13 protein-coding genes and 2 pseudogenes are annotated in these 15,375 nt (G+C 64.3%); 10 read left to right on the forward strand and 5 right to left on the reverse strand.

All coding sequences use genetic code 11. The features are described from left to right. Positions 1-239 precede the first annotated feature (239 nt). From Q1M07_RS15155 to Q1M07_RS15190, 8 genes and pseudogenes are all read left to right on the forward strand, one after another. Positions 240-3,050 carry a monovalent cation/H+ antiporter subunit A gene (locus tag Q1M07_RS15155; protein WP_300454815.1) on the forward strand — a complete coding sequence of 937 codons (2,811 nt, stop codon included), beginning with the start codon at positions 240-242 and terminating at the stop codon, positions 3,048-3,050. Next, positions 3,050-3,379: a Na+/H+ antiporter subunit C gene (locus Q1M07_RS15160; RefSeq protein WP_300454790.1), complete on the forward strand. Its 330-nt coding sequence runs from the start codon at positions 3,050-3,052 to the stop codon at positions 3,377-3,379. The genes Q1M07_RS15155 and Q1M07_RS15160 overlap by 1 nt, the downstream gene beginning before the upstream one ends. Next, positions 3,376-4,890 (forward strand): monovalent cation/H+ antiporter subunit D, encoded by a 1,515-nt coding sequence (locus tag Q1M07_RS15165; protein WP_300454792.1) that lies wholly within the window; start codon positions 3,376-3,378, stop codon positions 4,888-4,890. The genes Q1M07_RS15160 and Q1M07_RS15165 overlap by 4 nt, the downstream gene beginning before the upstream one ends. Then, entirely contained in the window at positions 4,887-5,378 is a 492-nt protein-coding gene (locus Q1M07_RS15170) for a Na+/H+ antiporter subunit E (protein ID WP_300454794.1), read from the forward strand. The genes Q1M07_RS15165 and Q1M07_RS15170 overlap by 4 nt, the downstream gene beginning before the upstream one ends. Next, positions 5,372-5,641 carry a K+/H+ antiporter subunit F gene (locus Q1M07_RS15175; RefSeq protein ID WP_300454796.1) on the forward strand — a complete coding sequence of 90 codons (270 nt, stop codon included), beginning with the start codon at positions 5,372-5,374 and terminating at the stop codon, positions 5,639-5,641. Before Q1M07_RS15170 ends, Q1M07_RS15175 begins: the two co-directional genes overlap by 7 nt. Next, entirely contained in the window at positions 5,638-5,991 is a 354-nt protein-coding gene (locus Q1M07_RS15180) for a Na+/H+ antiporter subunit G (protein WP_300454798.1), read from the forward strand. Before Q1M07_RS15175 ends, Q1M07_RS15180 begins: the two co-directional genes overlap by 4 nt. A gap of 117 nt (positions 5,992-6,108) precedes the next feature. Then, positions 6,109-6,707, forward strand: a pseudogene (locus tag Q1M07_RS15185) (pyruvate kinase); the annotation flags it as partial. A 787-nt stretch (positions 6,708-7,494) separates the two neighbouring features. Next, positions 7,495-8,004, forward strand: a complete 510-nt coding sequence (locus Q1M07_RS15190; RefSeq protein ID WP_300454800.1) for a DUF2242 domain-containing protein — start codon at positions 7,495-7,497, stop codon at positions 8,002-8,004. A 42-nt stretch (positions 8,005-8,046) separates the two neighbouring features. On the opposite strand, the gene gltA is transcribed toward Q1M07_RS15190, so the two are convergent. Together gltA and Q1M07_RS15200 are read right to left on the reverse strand one after the other, a co-directional pair. Next, complete coding sequence (gene gltA, locus Q1M07_RS15195) at positions 8,047-9,381, reverse strand: citrate synthase (protein ID WP_300454802.1); 1,335 nt, start codon at positions 9,379-9,381, stop codon at positions 8,047-8,049. Between the two features lie 234 nt (positions 9,382-9,615). Next, positions 9,616-10,023: pseudogene (locus Q1M07_RS15200) on the reverse strand (zinc-binding dehydrogenase); the annotation flags it as partial. A 99-nt stretch (positions 10,024-10,122) separates the two neighbouring features. Between Q1M07_RS15200 and Q1M07_RS15205 the strand changes: the two are divergent. Then, positions 10,123-11,406 carry an aminotransferase class I/II-fold pyridoxal phosphate-dependent enzyme gene (locus Q1M07_RS15205; RefSeq protein WP_300454803.1) on the forward strand — a complete coding sequence of 428 codons (1,284 nt, stop codon included), beginning with the start codon at positions 10,123-10,125 and terminating at the stop codon, positions 11,404-11,406. Positions 11,407-11,521: 115 nt separating this feature from the next. Here Q1M07_RS15205 and zapE read toward each other — a convergent pair whose 3' ends face one another. The 3 genes from zapE to cysK all read right to left on the reverse strand — a co-directional run bounded on the left by zapE (position 11,522) and on the right by cysK (position 14,693). Further along, positions 11,522-12,634, reverse strand: coding sequence for a cell division protein ZapE (gene zapE, locus Q1M07_RS15210; protein WP_300454805.1), 1,113 nt, complete (start codon positions 12,632-12,634; stop codon positions 11,522-11,524). A 129-nt stretch (positions 12,635-12,763) separates the two neighbouring features. After that, positions 12,764-13,276, reverse strand: coding sequence for a 6-carboxytetrahydropterin synthase (locus tag Q1M07_RS15215; protein ID WP_300454807.1), 513 nt, complete (start codon positions 13,274-13,276; stop codon positions 12,764-12,766). 439 nt (positions 13,277-13,715) lie between these two features. Next, on the reverse strand, positions 13,716-14,693 hold the full coding sequence (gene cysK, locus Q1M07_RS15220; protein ID WP_300454809.1) for a cysteine synthase A: 978 nt from the start codon (positions 14,691-14,693) through the stop codon (positions 13,716-13,718). 407 nt (positions 14,694-15,100) lie between these two features. Between cysK and Q1M07_RS15225 the strand changes: the two genes are divergently transcribed. Then, the gene (locus Q1M07_RS15225) at positions 15,101-15,316 is read left to right on the forward strand and encodes a molybdopterin-binding protein (RefSeq protein ID WP_169071047.1); all 216 of its coding nucleotides are present in this window, start codon (positions 15,101-15,103) and stop codon (positions 15,314-15,316) included. Positions 15,317-15,375 lie beyond the last annotated feature (59 nt).

Genomic DNA, 15,375 nt, shown 5'->3' on the forward strand with positions numbered 1-15,375 from the left:
TGTGGCTAGATACGAGTTCAGCACAGGCAGGGACTTGTCGCCACGGCGGTGAGTGGCCGGGACGGGCTGGCGAGGCGGGGGCCTTTCCTAGGTGCTCGTGCGACGGGCGCAGGCCAATCGTGCCACGACGCTCCGGCCGCCCGACTGGGAAAACACTCCAGCACCGCTATAATCGGACATCAGGCACCCGCCGCGTCACGCCCCGGACAACTCTTCTCGCTGGGAACTCTGTGAACTGGTTGAACTCGAGCGTTCTGCTGCCGGTTATCCCGGCCACCGCCTTGGCGGCTTTCACCCTGCCGCTGCTGCTGCAGCGCTACGGGCGCGAAGCCGCGGCACTGACCGCTGCGGCCGTGATGGCGAGTTGCCTCGCCCTGCTGCTGCCACTGGCACCGGCCGCCTTCGCCGGTCAGACCGAGATCGCCCGCCTGACGTGGCTGCCGACCTATGGACTCGAGATCAGCCTGCGTCTCGACGGTCTCGGTTTGCTGTTCTGCCTGCTGATTCTCGGCATCGGCCTGCTGGTCGTCCTCTACGCCGCCTGGTACTTGCCGCCGAGCGACCGGCTCGGCCGCTTCTATTCGCTCCTGTTGCTCTTCATGGCGGCGATGCTCGGCATCGTTCTCTCCGAGAACCTGCTTCTACTGCTGATTTTTTGGGAACTCACCAGCCTGTCGTCCTTTCTGCTCGTCGCTTACCGGAGCGAAAAGTACGAGTCGCGGGTCGGCGCCCGCATGGCCCTGGCGGTCACCGGCGGCGGTGGTCTGGCATTGCTCGCCGGCATCCTGCTGCTCGGCCAGATCGCCGGCAGCCATGAGCTGACGGTGATTCTCGCCGCTGGCGAGAAGATCCGAGCACACCCGCATTACGCCCTAGCGCTCGTCCTGATCCTGCTCGGCGCTTTCACCAAGTCGGCGCAGTTTCCTTTCCACTTCTGGCTGCCGAGTGCGATGGCGGCGCCGACGCCGGTTTCGGCGTATCTGCACTCGGCGACGATGGTCAAAGCCGGCGTCTTTCTGCTCGCCCGTCTCTACCCCGCGCTCGGCAGCAGCGACCTCTGGTTCTGGCTGGTCGGAGGCAGCGGCGCGCTGACTCTCGTCTACGCCGCGATGACGGCGCTCTTTCGCAACGATATCAAGGGGCTGCTGGCCTACTCGACGATCAGTCAGCTCGGCCTGATCACTTTGCTGTTCGGTCTCGATACGTCGCTGTCGGTGGTCGCCGGCGTCTTTCACCTCATCAACCACGCGATCTTCAAGGCCTCGCTGTTCATGGCAGCCGGCGTCATCGACCACGAATGCGGCACGCGCGACATGCGGCGCGTCAACGGCATGTTCCGCGTGATGCCGATCACCGCGACGCTGGCCATCATCGCTGCCGGTTCGATGGCCGGCGTACCTTTGCTGAACGGCTTCCTGAGCAAGGAAATGTTTTTCGCCGAAACGGTTGCCTACCCGCAGTTCGCACCGCTCGGCTGGGCCTTGCCCCTGTTTGCCACGATCGCCGGCATGCTGGCCGTCGCCTACTCGTCGCGTTTCGTGCACGACGTGTTCTTCAATGGTCAGCCGGTCGACCTGCCTCGCCAGCCGCACGAGCCGCCGCGCTGGGTGCGTGCTCCGATCATGCTGCTGGTTTTGCTCTGCCTGCTGGTCGGCATCTTCCCAGCCTGGACGGTTCAGCCACTGCTCGCCGCCGCCGCCGGTGCGGCGCTTCAGGCGCCGCTGCCGGACTTCCAACTGGCGCTCTGGCACGGCTTCAACCGACCCCTCCTGATGAGCCTCGTGGCGCTCGTCGGCGGTATTCTGATCTATGCCCTGCGACGACCTCTGTTCGCCTGGCAGGAGCAGTTGCCGCCGATGCACCCGCGCACGGCTTTCGAGCGCTTCTACCGCTGGCTCGCCACCGGCGCCCGCCGGACGGTGGCGAAGCTCGACAACGGTTCGTTGCAACGCTACAGCGCGCTGCTGTTCACCTTTGTCGTGCTGCTCGGCGGTTGGTCGTTCTTCTCGGCCCTCGGTGGCGGCGGCATCCGGCCGGCCGGGCAGCCGGCGAACGAGGCCGCGCTCGCTACCCTGTTCGTCCTCCTGCTCGGCACGGTGGGCGCGACCGTACTGTACCGGGAAAGACTGCTGGCGGTGATCCTGGTCAGCGTCGTCGGACTGAGCGTGACGCTGACCTTCGTTCGCCTTTCGGCCCCCGATCTCGCGCTGACTCAGCTCGCCGTCGAAATGGGAACCATCGTCCTGATGCTGCTCGTCCTCTACTACCTGCCGCCGCGCGACGCACCGAACAGCAGTGCCCGCCGGCTGATCCGCGACATCGTTCTGGCGCTGCTCAGCGGCGGCGGCCTGGCGCTGGTCACGCTGCAGATGTTGACGGCACCGGACCACTCCACGCTCGCCGATTTCTATCTGCGAGAAGCGCTGCCCGGTGGCGGCGGCGCCAATGTGGTCAATGTCATTCTGGTCGATTTCCGCGGTTTCGACACGCTCGGCGAAATCACCGTCCTGGCGATGGTCGCTCTCGCGTCGCACGCGCTGCTCGATCGCCTGGTTCTGAGAATTCCGGCGCGCGACGGGGATGGTCGGCGCTGGGCCGGTGAAGCGCATCCCCTGTTTCTGTCGATGCTCATGCGGCCGCTGCTGCCGCTCGCGCTGACCGTGTCGGTGTACGTCTTCCTGCGTGGCCACCAACTTCCCGGTGGCGGCTTCGTCGCCGGCTTGATCACCAGCGTCGCGCTGGTTCTGCAGTACCTGGCCAACGGCATCGCTTTCGCGCAACCCCGCTTGCCCCAGCGTCCGGTCAGGCTATTGGCGCTGGGTCTCTTGCTGGCGTCCGGCATCGGCCTTGCGAGCTGGCCCTTCGGTCGTCCGTTTCTGACCAGTGCGCACGGCCACGTGCGCTTGCCGCTGCTGGGCGAGATCGAAGTGGCTTCGGCGATGATCTTCGACCTCGGCGTCTATCTCGTCGTCGTCACAGTCGTGGTCAGCGTATTGTCGGGACTCGGCCAGTTATCGCTGCGCGCCCGCCGCGGCGCGGAGCAAGCCTGATGGAAGCACTGCTGGCCATCGCCGTCGGCGTGCTGAGCGCCTGCGGCGTGTTTCTCATCCTGCGCGCGCGCACCTTTCCGATCCTGCTCGGCCTGACCCTGCTCTCGTATGCTGTCAACCTCTTTCTGTTTGCCAGCGGCCGCCTGCAGGTTGGCGCACCGCCGCTGATTCGCCCCGGCGGCACCTACACCGATCCGTTGCCGCAGGCATTGGTGCTGACGGCGATCGTCATCGGTTTCGGAATGACCGCCTATCTGGCGATGCTCGCCTTGCGCGCGTTGTCCGAGTCGGGTGGCGACCACGTCGACGCGCCGGAAGAGCCGCGGTGAACACTCACGCGCTCATCCTGCCGATCCTGATTCCCTTTGTCGCCGCGCTGCTGCAGATGGCCGGCCAGCGGCCGGCATTCCAGCGTACGGTCGGATTGCTGGCGGCCGTGCTGCTGGTGCTCGTCACCGCCTGGTTGACGCGGCTCGCCGACGACGGCGTGCTGCGCGTGTACGCCCTCGGCGACTGGCCGGCGCCTTTCGGCATCGTATTGGTGGTCGACCGGCTGGCGGCCGGCATGACGCTGCTCACCGCCATCCTCGCTTTCGCCGCACTGCTCTACGCCAGCGCCGGTTTCGACGAACGTGGGCAACACTTCCACCCACTGTTCCAGTTGCAGGTCGTTGGCCTGTGCGGCGCGTTCCTGACCGGCGATCTGTTCAATCTGTTCGTTTTTTTCGAAGTCATGCTGCTTGCCTCCTACACGCTGCTGGCGCACGGCGGCGGTCTGGCCAGAACACGCGCGGGAATCAGCTACGTGGTGCTCAATCTCGTCGGCTCGGCGCTGTTTCTGATCGCCCTGGGACTGCTCTACGGGACTCTGGGAACTCTGAATCTGGCCGATCTGGCGCATCGTCTGACGCTGCCCGGACACGACCCGGCGCTCGCCCGGCTGGCGTGCGCGCTGCTGGTCGCGGTTTTCGTTCTGAAAGCTGGCCTGTTGCCGCTGTCGTTCTGGCTACCGCACACCTATACTGCCGCCGGCGCGCCGGTGGCGGCGCTGTTTGCGATCATGACCAAAGTCGGCATCGTCGCCTTGCTGCGCTTGCAGTGCGTCGCGCTGGCGCCGGCTCTCCCGGATTTGCTCGACCGCTGGTTGACGACGCTGGCGCTGGCCACCGTCGTCTTCGCCGGGCTCGGTATCCTGGCGGCCAGCCGGCTGCGCGCCCTGGGCGCGTGGTTGGTGCTGCTGTCGGCCGGCACCCTGCTGCTGACGCCAGCGCAGGCCAGCCCTCGGGTCGACGCGGCAGCCTTGTTCTATCTCGTACAATCGACCGTCGCGACGGCGGCCTTTTTTCTCCTGGCCGGCGTCATCGCCGAGCAGCGCGGCGCGGCCGGCGATCATTTTCGGGCCGGACCGCCGCCCGCCGCTTGGCTGAAAGTCGCTTTCCTGATCGCTGCCATCACGGTCGCCGGACTGCCGCCCTTCTCGGGCTTCCTTGGCAAGCTGATGCTGCTCAGTACTCTGCGTGAAGCCCCTGCTGGAACGGCGATCTGGGTCGTCCTGCTGACGGCGGGCTTCATCGTCATGATCGCCCTGGCGCGCGACGGCTGCCTGCTGATCTGGCGCAACGGAACATTCGCCGAGGCCACACGGCCGATCGCCGGCGGCGGGCGGAAAGCCGCCGCCACCCTGCTGCTGGTCGCCGGCGGACCGCTGCTGGCTGTCGTCGCCCGTCCGCTGGCCGACTACAGCGCGCGCGCGGCGCACCAATTGCACGCGCCAGGCGGCTACGTGGACGCTGTGCTCGGCCGGCGGCCGGCGAACTTGGGCGACGAGGTGGCGCGATGATCCGACAAACCTTCCCGCAACCCTTGCTCTCGTTGACCATTTTTTTGCTGTGGACGGTGCTCACCAATGCGGCGTCGCCCGCTCTCCTGTTGCTTGGCGCCTCGTTGGCCATCGCCGTGCCGCGCCTGACACGATCCTTCTGGCCGCATCCGCCACGCCTCGCCAAGCCCTGGCGGGCACTGCGTTTCCTCGGCGTCTTCGCGGTCGACATCGTGACCGCCAACTGGCGAGTCGCACGCCAGGTCAGCGGGCCGCTGCACCGCCTGTCGCCTGCCCTGGTCGACGTGCCACTCGATCTGCGCGAACCCTTCGTCGCCACGCTGCTGGCCAGCGTTGTATCGCTGACTCCGGGCACGATGTCGATAGACGTCGACCGGGAACGCTGGGTGCTCGTCATCCACGCGCTCGACGCCCCCGACCCGCAGGCGCTGGTGCGCGAAATCAAGCAGCGCTACGAAATGCCGCTCAGGGAGATGTTCGGATGCTGACCGCCGCCATCGAGATCGGCTTCGTCCTGATCGGCGTCGCGCTGGCGCTCACCCTCTATCGACTCCTGCGCGGACCCGATACGACCGATCGCATTCTGGCCCTCGATACGCTCGGCATCGACGCCATTGCCCTGTTGGTGCTGTTCGGCATCCACGACGCCAGTACGGCCTACTTCGAGGTTGCGCTGCTGCTTGCCCTGCTCGGCTTCGTCGGCACGGTGGCGCTGTGCAAGTTCCTGCTGCGTGGGGACCTCATCGAATGAACGCCGCGACTGAAGCCGCCGTCGCGGCACTGATCGTCCTCGGTGCGCTGTTCGTTCTGCTTGGAGCGGTCGGCCTGGCACGCCTGCCGGACTTCCTGACCCGCCTGCACGGCCCGACGAAAGCGACGACGCTCGGTGTCGGTGCCTTGCTGTTGGCGTCCGCCATCTTCTTCTCGACCGGCGACGCCACCGGCCTCAGTCTGCACGAATTGGCCGTCCTCTTCTTTCTCTTCGTCACCGCGCCGGTGACGGCGCATCTCCTGGCCAAGGCGGCGCGGCACCGGCAGGCGAGCGCGCGCGCCAAAGAGCCGCCGACGAGCACCGACGACGAGTGCCCGGGTGGCTCCTGAATTGAGAGAAGGGAGCGGCAGCTTCCGCAAGCCTTGCCCGGAAGCCACGACAGGCGGCTGAAACGAACAGCCGCGGAGAGTTTTCGCGCTCGACCACCGCGCGCGCGGCCGCGTCATCTGGCCGACACGATCGCGCTCTCGTTCGTACGACAGCCCGCCGACGTCGAACGTGCACGACGAACTCTACCGACTGGGAACCCGCCATCTCGGAGCCGTCCTCAAGATCGAGAACCGCGAGGCGTTCGAGAATCTGCCCCGCATCCTCCTGGCGATGCCTCCACTCGTCTCCGGTCGGCGTGATGATCGCGCGCGGCGATCTGGCGGTCGAAGTGGGTTTCGAGCGCCTGTCGGAAGTACAGCAGGAGATCCTGTGGCTGTGCGAGGCGGCACACGTTCCCGTGATCCGGGCCACACAGATCCTCGAGGACATGGCGAAGAAAGGCTCGCCCTCGCGAGCCGAGGTCTCGGCTGCCGCGATGAGCATCCTGGCCGAGTGCGCGATGTTTAACAAGGGTCCCAACATCGTCGCCACCGTCCGCACCCTACTGACGCCAATCGACTCGGTCTGCGCCGTGGATTCAGCTCCCGTCGTCTGTGGAATACCTTTCCAACGCCGGCCGCGGCCGCTATCTGATGTAGGGATCCCCGATGAGCCCGACTTCGTTGGCGGCGACGTTGCCGGAACCTTGATTGACCGTGCTGGCATTGCGTTGTGAACGACGAATGACGACGTACCCAGACGCACTCGAGGACGCCACGGAAGGATATCGCGCATGGCTCCAGGAGTCGGCGCCGGACCGCTTGCCGGCATAGTACTGCGCGATTTCCAGAAGCCGCTGGGCCGAGAGCCGTGCCGGACTCGGCGAAGCGACCGGTGCCTGGCGAAAGTCGGGAATCAGCAGTATCACGAACAACCCGGCCCACAAAGACGAGTACTTGTGCATGGCGATCTCCGCTATGGCGTGTACGCCGGAGTGAAATCCACCCCGGCCGCGGTGGGACGCAGCCGCTGGCCGCGAATCTGCCGGTCCGCCTGATGGAGTGTAATCCGAGACCGGGGCGCCCAACAAGTCCGGGCAGCCGTGTGAAGGTGCGCCTGAATGCGTACTCACTCTGGGCCATGCCGCTTCGGCGGCGCGGAGCGGACGCCGCGCCCGTGCCATCCAGTCGCCGAGCGGCTAAAGTGCTCAAGTGCCGATGCCACGAGCGTAGACATGCGATAGACGTATCGAGTTCGCCACGACCTTTAGCAACTCAATGAAGCGATGGAAAAATCTCGGAACTCTAGACTCTTTCGCACAGGCAGCGCGGAGGCCGGACCAGAGGTTTCCGGGCGTGGCGGCGGGCCGTTTGACCGTGCCTGACAGGGCCACGTATACTCCTTGCGTGCTGACCGATTCCCGTCCTAAGCTGGCATTCCCGCCTGCTCCTCCCACGCCTCCGCTTGAGTCGTGTGCCGCCCGATCGTGGGTTCTCGCCATCCGCCGGGCGCTTGCCGGTCTAATGTTGCTCGGTTTGCTGGCCGCTTGCGGTCATTCGCGAAATACTGTCACGGTCTATCAGAACGAGGGTTTCGAAGCCACCGAAACCTTTTCTCGCCTGTTCGACGCCGACGTAGACGCGACCTGCGAGGCGGCGCGTCGCGCCCTGCTCAGCCAGGGCTACCTGATGACTACCGTCAGGCGAGACTATGTCAGCGCCAGCAAGAACTTCCAGCCCGAAGGAGAAGTGCATGTGCAGATCGTCTTCAACGTGGTCTGCGCGCCGGAGGGCGGGGCGGGGAGGGTTGCGACAGCTTACGTGAATGCCATCCAGGACCGCTACGCGCTCAAGAAGAACCCCAATTCGGCCAGCGTCGGCGTCGCCGCGATCGGCTCACTGTCGATCCCGCTGGCGGCTTCCAGCGATTCCCTGGTCAAGGTGGGTAGTGAAACGATTCCTGCCGGTCCATTCTATGACCGCTTCTTTGCCCTGATGCAGCGCCAATTACCCGAGAAGGCTGGCCAGGAATAGCGTCGGCGATCGCGCTCCGCGAGGCGATCGCCGACTGGCGTATCAGCGTTCGGCGAGAGTCAGGTAGGGCCGAATCGGCTGGCCGATGTAACGCTGCCGTGGTCGCGCAATATGTTGATCCGGCGCTTCGATCATTTCCTTCCACTGGGCGATCCAGCCGATCGTGCGGCCAAGCGCGAACAGCGGTGGAAACATTGTCGTCGGGAAGCCGATGGCGCGCAGCATGATGCCCGAGTAGAAGTCGACGTTCGGGAAGAGTTTGCGCTCGACGAAGTATTCATCGTCGAGCGCAATACGTTCGAGTTCGAGCGCCAGTTCGAACAGGGGTTCGTTTTTCTTGCCGAGTTCCGCGAGCACCTCGTGACACGATTCGCGCAGGATCGCTGCCCGTGGGTCGTAGTTCTTGTAGACCCGGTGACCGAAGCCGGTAAGCCGGAAAGGATCGCTCTTGTCTTTGGCACGCTTGATGTAGAGGGGGATGCGGCTCTTGCTGCCGATTTCCTCGAGCATGTTCACCACCGCCTCGTTCGCGCCGCCGTGGTCCGGTCCCCAGAGCGCCGTGATCCCTGCCGCGACACACGCGTAGGGATTGGCATGGCTCGATCCGGCGATGCGCACCGTTGCGGTTGAGGCGTTCTGCTCGTGATCGGCGTGCAGCACGAGGAAGCGGTTGATGGCGCGCGCTAGAACGGGGTTCACCACGTAGGGCTCGGCGGGGATGCCAAAAGCCATGCGCAGGAAATTCTCGGCGTAGCCCAGGTCGTTGCGCGGGTAGAGGAAGGGTTGCCCGAGCGAGTACTTGAAAGCCATCGCGCAGATCGTCGGCATTTTGGCGATCAGGCGGTGCGTGGCGACCATTCGCGCTTCGGCGTCGGTAATGTCGATCATGTCATGGTAGAACGCACTGAGCGCTCCGACCGTACCCACCATCACCGCCATTGGCGGGGCATCCCGGCGATAACCCTCGAAGAACCGCTTGAACTGTTCGTGGACCATGTTGTGGTGGCCAATCAGGTGGCCGAAGGCGCTGAGTTCCGACGACGTCGGCAGCTTTCCGTAGAGCAAGAGATAGCAGACCTCGAGGAAGTCCGCCTGCGCGGCAAGGTCTTCGATCGCGTAGCCGCGATGCAGGAGAACGCCGCGCTCGCCGTCGATGTAGGTGATCGCCGAGTCGCAGTTGGCGGTCGACATGAATCCCGGGTCGTAGGTGAGATAGCCTGTTTCGGCGTACAGCCGCCGCACATCGATGACCTTGGGGCCGTGCGTTCCGCCGAGCACGGGAAGATCGTACTGCTTCCCGTCGGGGCCAATAACGAGGGTCACCTTTTCGCCAACTACCGGCGGAGTGACCGTCAGGTCGGGAAGTTCGCGCTTCATGTTCCGGTCTCCTTCCTGCGTGCAACTCGCGATCTTTCGGAGGAGCGGACCCGGCCCGGAAAGTCGATCTCGCCCTGGTGGCGTCCGCTCGGCAGGTTCCACCCGCTTCCGCAATCCCGCCAGGGACAGGTCGAACCGCTGGCAGTATATGGACCGCCGTCGAGCGCTGTCAATCGCCAACCGTGGTCGCTAGCGGGCCCGTCCTGGAACCTCTGGCGATGGAGGGAAGACCATTCAACCGGCGAAACCTTCGAGTACGATCTTGCCCCGCGCCTTGCCCGACTCGATCAGTGCGTGCGCGCGCTTCAGATTGGCGGTGTTGATGGCCCCGAAATGTTCGCCCAGCGTCGTCCGGATGATTCCGGCGTCGACCAGAGCGGCCGTCTCGCTGAGCAGACGGTGCTGCCCGATCATGTCCCCGGTGCGAAAGAGCGAGCGGGTGAACATCAGTTCCCAGCGCAGCGAAACGCTCTTCAGCTTGTTGATGTCGATCGGCGCCGGGTCGTCGATCAGCCCGATCTTGCCCTTCGGCGCTATGGCTTCGACGATCTGGGCAAAGTGCTGATCGGTATGGGTCAGGCTGACGACATGGCTGACGGTGTCGATGCCGATCCGCTTCAACTCGTCGCCGATTGGCCGGCTGAGAGTTCTCCGTGCGCCTTCGCAGGGCCGCCAATCCCGGCCGGCGAGGTGCTAAGATTCAGTCCCTTATTGATACCGCGCCACGCACGGAGATCCCGCATGAAACTCGAAACTCTCGCCGTCCACGCCGGCTACAGCCCCGAACCGACGACCAAGGCCGTCGCCGTACCGATTTACCAGACGACCTCCTACGCTTTCGACAGCACCCAGCACGGAGCAGACCTGTTCGACCTCAAGGTGGCCGGCAACATTTACACACGGATCATGAACCCGACGCAGGATGTTCTCGAAAAGCGAGTCGCTGCCATGGAAGGCGGTATCGGCGGCTTGGCCTTGGCCTCGGGGCAAGCCGCGATTACCTACGCCATTCAAACGATCGCCGAAGCGGGTGACAACATCGTTTCGGCCTCGACGCTCTACGGCGGAACCTACAATCTGTTTGCCCACACATTGCCGCAGTATGGTATCGGCGTCCATTTTGCCAACCATGCCGAGCCCGAAAGTTTCGAGAAGCTGATCGACGGCCGAACCAAGGCCCTGTTTTGCGAATCGGTTGGCAACCCCCTGGGCAACGTCACCGACTTCGAGAAGCTGGCGGAGATCGCGCACCGGAACGGCCTGCCGCTGATCGTCGACAACACCGTCCCGTCGCCTTACCTGTGCCGTCCATTCGAGCATGGCGCCGACATCGTCGTACATTCGCTGACCAAATATATCGGTGGTCACGGCAACTCGATCGGCGGCATGATCGTCGACAGCGGTCGTTTCCCGTGGGCCGAGCACAAGGCAAGGTTCAAGCGCCTCAACGAGCCGGACGTTTCCTATCATGGCGTCGTCTACACCGAAGCGCTCGGTCCGGCGGCCTACATCGGCCGCGCCCGCGTGGTGCCGCTGCGCAACATGGGAGCGGCGATCTCGCCGTTCAACGCCTTTCTGATCCTGCAGGGACTGGAGACGCTGCCTTTGCGCATGGAGCGCATTTGCAGCAACGCGGAACGGGTGGCCAGCTACCTGCAGGGCCATGCCAAGGTGGCGTGGGTCAATTACGCCGGCCTGGCCGAGCACCCGGACCACGCGCTGGTGGCCAAGTACATGGGCGGTAAAGCCTCCGGTATTCTGACCTTCGGCGTCAAGGCGGCCGACGGTGGCGGTTCGCAAGCCGGAGCGCGTTTTCAGGACGCCCTGCAGTTGTTCACACGCCTGGTCAACATCGGCGACAGCAAGTCGCTCGCCTGCCACCCGGCGTCGACCACGCACCGGCAACTGGGGCCGGCCGAACTCGCCAAGGCCGGGGTATCCGAAGAAATGATTCGCCTGTCGATCGGGATCGAACACATCGACGACCTGATCGCCGACCTGGAGCAGGCGCTGGCGGCCGCCTGACGGTGATTTGGCGACCAATGGTCAGGGCAGCGGTAACTTCCGTATCACCCTGGCCGTTGGCCGGGCCGGCGTCGCCAACACGTGATCAACTCGCCGCCGAAAGCAGCCTTGCCGCTCAGGACAGATGCGGCAGTCCGAGATACTCGCGGGAGCGCATCTCGGTCAAACGGCTGACCGTGCGAAAGAACTCGCCAGCCTGCGTTCCCTGAGTGTAGAGGCTCTCGGGCGCACCATCGGCGGTGGCGATCAGTTTGACCTTGTGGTCATAGAAGACGTCGACCAGCCAGGTAAAGCGCCTGGCCTCGGACGACATGCTGGGCGGCATTCTCGGGATGGCCGACAGCAGTACGGTGTGATAGCCACGCGCCAGTTCGAGATAGTCGTTCTGCGAACGCGGGCCACCGCAGAGTGCTTTGAAGTCGAACCAGATCACGCCGTTGCCGCGCCGCAAGGTCGGAATCTGGCGACCGAGAACCTCGATGTTGCCCGCCGCGGCGCCCTCGCCACCGGCCATGGCGACGAAATACTCCGCCATTTTCGATTCCGCCGCCGCATCGGCCGGATAGTGAAAGATCTCGACCTGTTCGAGCGTCCGCAAGCGGTAATCGACGCCAGCATCGATCTCCAGTATGTCCAGACGCTCCTTGAGCAAGGCGATCGTCGGCAGGAAGTTCTCGCGCTGCAGACCGTTCGGATAGAGCCGCTCGGGCGGGTAGTTGGAAGTCATCACAAAGACGACGCCTCTGGCAAACAGCGCGTCGAGCAGCCGTCCGAGGATCATCGCGTCCGCGATGTCGGAAACGTGAAATTCGTCGAAGCACAACAGGCGCACCTCGGCAGCGATCCGGTCTGCCACGCGCAGTAGCGGATCGCTCTCGCCCTTGAGTTCGTTCAACTGCCGATGAACGCTGTGCATGAAAGCGTGGAAATGAATCCGCCGTTTGCGTCGGTAAGGCACCGAGTCAAAAAAACAATCCATCAGGAAGCTCTTGCCGCGCCCGACGCCGCCCCAGAAGTAGACGCCGCGCGGCAGCTCCGGCGGGGAAAAGAAACGCCGCAGAGCGCTGCGTCGCCCGACCTTGAACGACAGCAGCGCGTAGTAGAGACGCTGCAGACGGTCGGCGGCCGCGCTCTGCGCCGGGTCGGCCGTGAAGCGGCGTGCGGCAAGCAGGGCCTCATAGGCGTCGAGCATGCCGCGCTCGGGAACACGAAGAATTCGGTGAGGCATCAGCTTCCTTCCGGTGCTCGGGGGAGTTGCGGATGGCTGCCTGCTGGACAGCCGGCCGGGTGGTGCTGTCGACTCAAGTCCGACTCCGTTCGCCGTCGCGACTCCGGGGGGATTTTAATCCATTGCCGGTCAAACGTCAGAACCGGCTTTGGGCTGGCGCCTGACGGCGTGAAACCGGAGATCCCGATCGTCCGCGCCGTCAGGCGCCACGGCTTCCGCCCAGCAGTTGGGCGTCTCGTATAGGCGTAGACGGACAAGCTGCAACCGATTGGCGTAGATGTCGCGATAGACCATGGCGAGGATGGCGAAGGCTTCCTGAGCGAGATTCTCGGCCGTCGGCACGCAATCGAGCAGCACGGTCTTGTGGTCCGGCAGCGAGCGTAGAAACTCCACCACCGGACGGTCGCCGGACCATACCAAAAAGGCATGGTCCCAAGCGTCGACCAGGTGTCGCGCGGCTAGCGCCTTGACTGCGGAAAAATCCATCACCATGCCGTTTGCCGGATCGCCCTCCCGCTGAATGATGTCGCCGGCGAGTGTGATCTCCATGGCGTAACGGTGGCCGTGCAGATGGCGGCACTGGCTCTTGTGGTCGGGAATGCGGTGGCCGGCGTCAAACTCGAGGCGGCGGGTGATGAGCATCGGGAAAGCGCGGAAAGACTCGATTATAGCATTGCCGCCGGGGGCTCTCGTCGGCGCCGCGACTTCTGCGGTCTAGCCGACTGCCCACGCTCCACGGCGAGAACGGCACCACCCTGAATGCCACCACTTTCCTCGCCATGTACCACTGGCCAGTGCGCAACCCTTACCTGCCGGCGCCTGTCCACGTTCTCGCCCTGCCCTCGGCATCGGGGGGCGTGCCTGATATGGCCAGAAACGCGGGCAAAGCAACGCCGATGGGGCGGCGGGCGGATAGATGGGCGGTGCTCTCCTGCCCCCGAGAATGCACCGGGGTCACAATGGCTTCCCGATGCAGCGGCCTTACGGCCACCCCTTCTTGCCACACCCCACGCCCCAGATTCCTCAAAGGAATCGATAGAGTATGGCCGATTGCTCAACAAGATTTCGAAAGCGGTGGGCCTTACAGCGCCTGACCAGTGGCGTCGAAGACGCCCTCGAACAATACCGAACTCAGATAGCGCTCGCCCGAGTCGGGCAGCACGACCACGATGGTTTTGCCGGCATTGTCAGGTTTCCTGGCATGGCGAACAGCCGCAGCCACCGCCGCCCCGCATGAGATCCCGGAGAGAATGCCTTCCTCCCTGGCAAGGCGGCGGGCGTACTCGACAGCCTCTTCGTTCGACACCTGTTCGATGACATCGACCAGCGAGAGGTCGAGCACCTGCGGTACGAAGCCGGCACCGATGCCCTGGATCTTGTGGGGACCCGGCTTGAGCGCTTCGCCAGCAAGCGTCTGAGTCAGCACCGGACTGGCAGAAGGCTCGACCGCTACCGAAAGGATAGGTTTGCCACGGGTATTCTTGATGTAACGCGAAACCCCGGTGATGGTGCCGCCAGTTCCGACCCCAGAGACAAAAATATCAATAGCGCCGTCGGTGTCGTCCCAGATCTCGGGGCCGGTAGTGCTCTCGTGAATCGCCGGGTTAGCCGGGTTCTTGAATTGCTGCAACAGCACGTAGCGCTCCGGATTCGACTCCGCGATCTCCTCGGCCTTGGCGATGGCGCCACCCATGCCTTTGGCGCCTTCAGTCAGTATCAGCTTGGCACCATAGGCGACCAGCAGCTTGCGCCGCTCCAGGCTCATGGTTTCCGGCATGGTCAGTGTAAGGGGAATCCCGCGTGCCGCGGCGACGAAGGCCAGGGCAATGCCGGTGTTGCCGCTGGTCGGTTCGACGAGTTCCTTGCCTGGGCCCAGTAGACCACGCTGCTCGGCATCCCAAATCATCGCAGCACCGATGCGACATTTGACCGAATAGGCGGGGTTGCGTCCCTCGATCTTGGCGAAGAGGTTGACCGGCGCGCCGTCGGCGATGCGGTTGAGTCTGATCAGCGGCGTGCGGCCTATGGAAAGGGAATTGTCTGCGAACCATCTGGACATGCGAATCTCCTCAACTGGGGACGGTGTGGCGGCAACTGGCCGCCGGAATCCATGGACTCACCACGGGGAACTCAGCGCGTAGGCGTCAACCTTAGGCCACGGCGCAACATCCCGCAAAGACAAAGTTTTTCTATGCTTATGCGCGCGGCACGGAGCCGGTCGTGCGGCGTGGCCAGGAGTTCTTGGCGGTCGACGAACACGCTGCCGCGCGAGTCGTACCGACTCCTCGCGCGGTAGCTCTGGTCGCCGCGGCAGTTGGTCTTGCTGCACTCTGCCACCCGTCGCGCTCCATACAATACAAAGCAAAGCAGAGATCCCGAAGAATAAGCTATGCATATCTTGTTATTTGCCGCGCCCGTTCTGACTGCCCACAATGCCCCTTGGTCAAATACCCAATGGAGAACGTCGTGCCCATCCAGTCAATCAACGCCAGAAATCAGTTCCGCGGACGCATCAAGGAAATCATCGACGGTCCCGTCGTTTCCGAAGTGGACGTCGAGACGCCGCATGGAATCGTCACGTCCGTGATCACCACGCGCTCGGTCAAGGATCTGCAATTACGGGTTGGCACCGAAGTCTTGGCCCTGGTCAAGGCGACTGAAGTTTCGATCGCCAAGCTTTGATACGCAGCTCGGGTTTCTGCCGGTCACGACGCCGGTGACTCCCGCAGGAGAGCCACATG

The sequence above is a fragment of the Accumulibacter sp. genome, from assembly GCF_029255285.1.
Lineage (GTDB): Bacteria > Pseudomonadota > Gammaproteobacteria > Burkholderiales > Rhodocyclaceae > Accumulibacter.

What these genes read in the sequence shown, in the direction of transcription:
- Q1M07_RS15160 (WP_300454790.1), top strand. Translation starts at nt 3,050, where the DNA reads ATGGAAGCACTGCTGGCCATCGCCGTCGGCGTGCTGAGCGCCTGCGGC.
- Q1M07_RS15170 (WP_300454794.1), top strand. Translation starts at nt 4,887, where the DNA reads ATGATCCGACAAACCTTCCCGCAACCCTTGCTCTCGTTGACCATTTTT.
- Q1M07_RS15175 (WP_300454796.1), top strand. Translation starts at nt 5,372, where the DNA reads ATGCTGACCGCCGCCATCGAGATCGGCTTCGTCCTGATCGGCGTCGCG.
- Q1M07_RS15180 (WP_300454798.1), top strand. Translation starts at nt 5,638, where the DNA reads ATGAACGCCGCGACTGAAGCCGCCGTCGCGGCACTGATCGTCCTCGGT.
- Q1M07_RS15190 (WP_300454800.1), top strand. Translation starts at nt 7,495, where the DNA reads ATGTTGCTCGGTTTGCTGGCCGCTTGCGGTCATTCGCGAAATACTGTC.
- gltA (WP_300454802.1), bottom strand. Translation starts at nt 9,381, where the DNA reads ATGAAGCGCGAACTTCCCGACCTGACGGTCACTCCGCCGGTAGTTGGC.
- Q1M07_RS15205 (WP_300454803.1), top strand. Translation starts at nt 10,123, where the DNA reads ATGAAACTCGAAACTCTCGCCGTCCACGCCGGCTACAGCCCCGAACCG.
- zapE (WP_300454805.1), bottom strand. Translation starts at nt 12,634, where the DNA reads ATGCCTCACCGAATTCTTCGTGTTCCCGAGCGCGGCATGCTCGACGCC.
- Q1M07_RS15215 (WP_300454807.1), bottom strand. Translation starts at nt 13,276, where the DNA reads ATGCTCATCACCCGCCGCCTCGAGTTTGACGCCGGCCACCGCATTCCC.
- cysK (WP_300454809.1), bottom strand. Translation starts at nt 14,693, where the DNA reads ATGTCCAGATGGTTCGCAGACAATTCCCTTTCCATAGGCCGCACGCCG.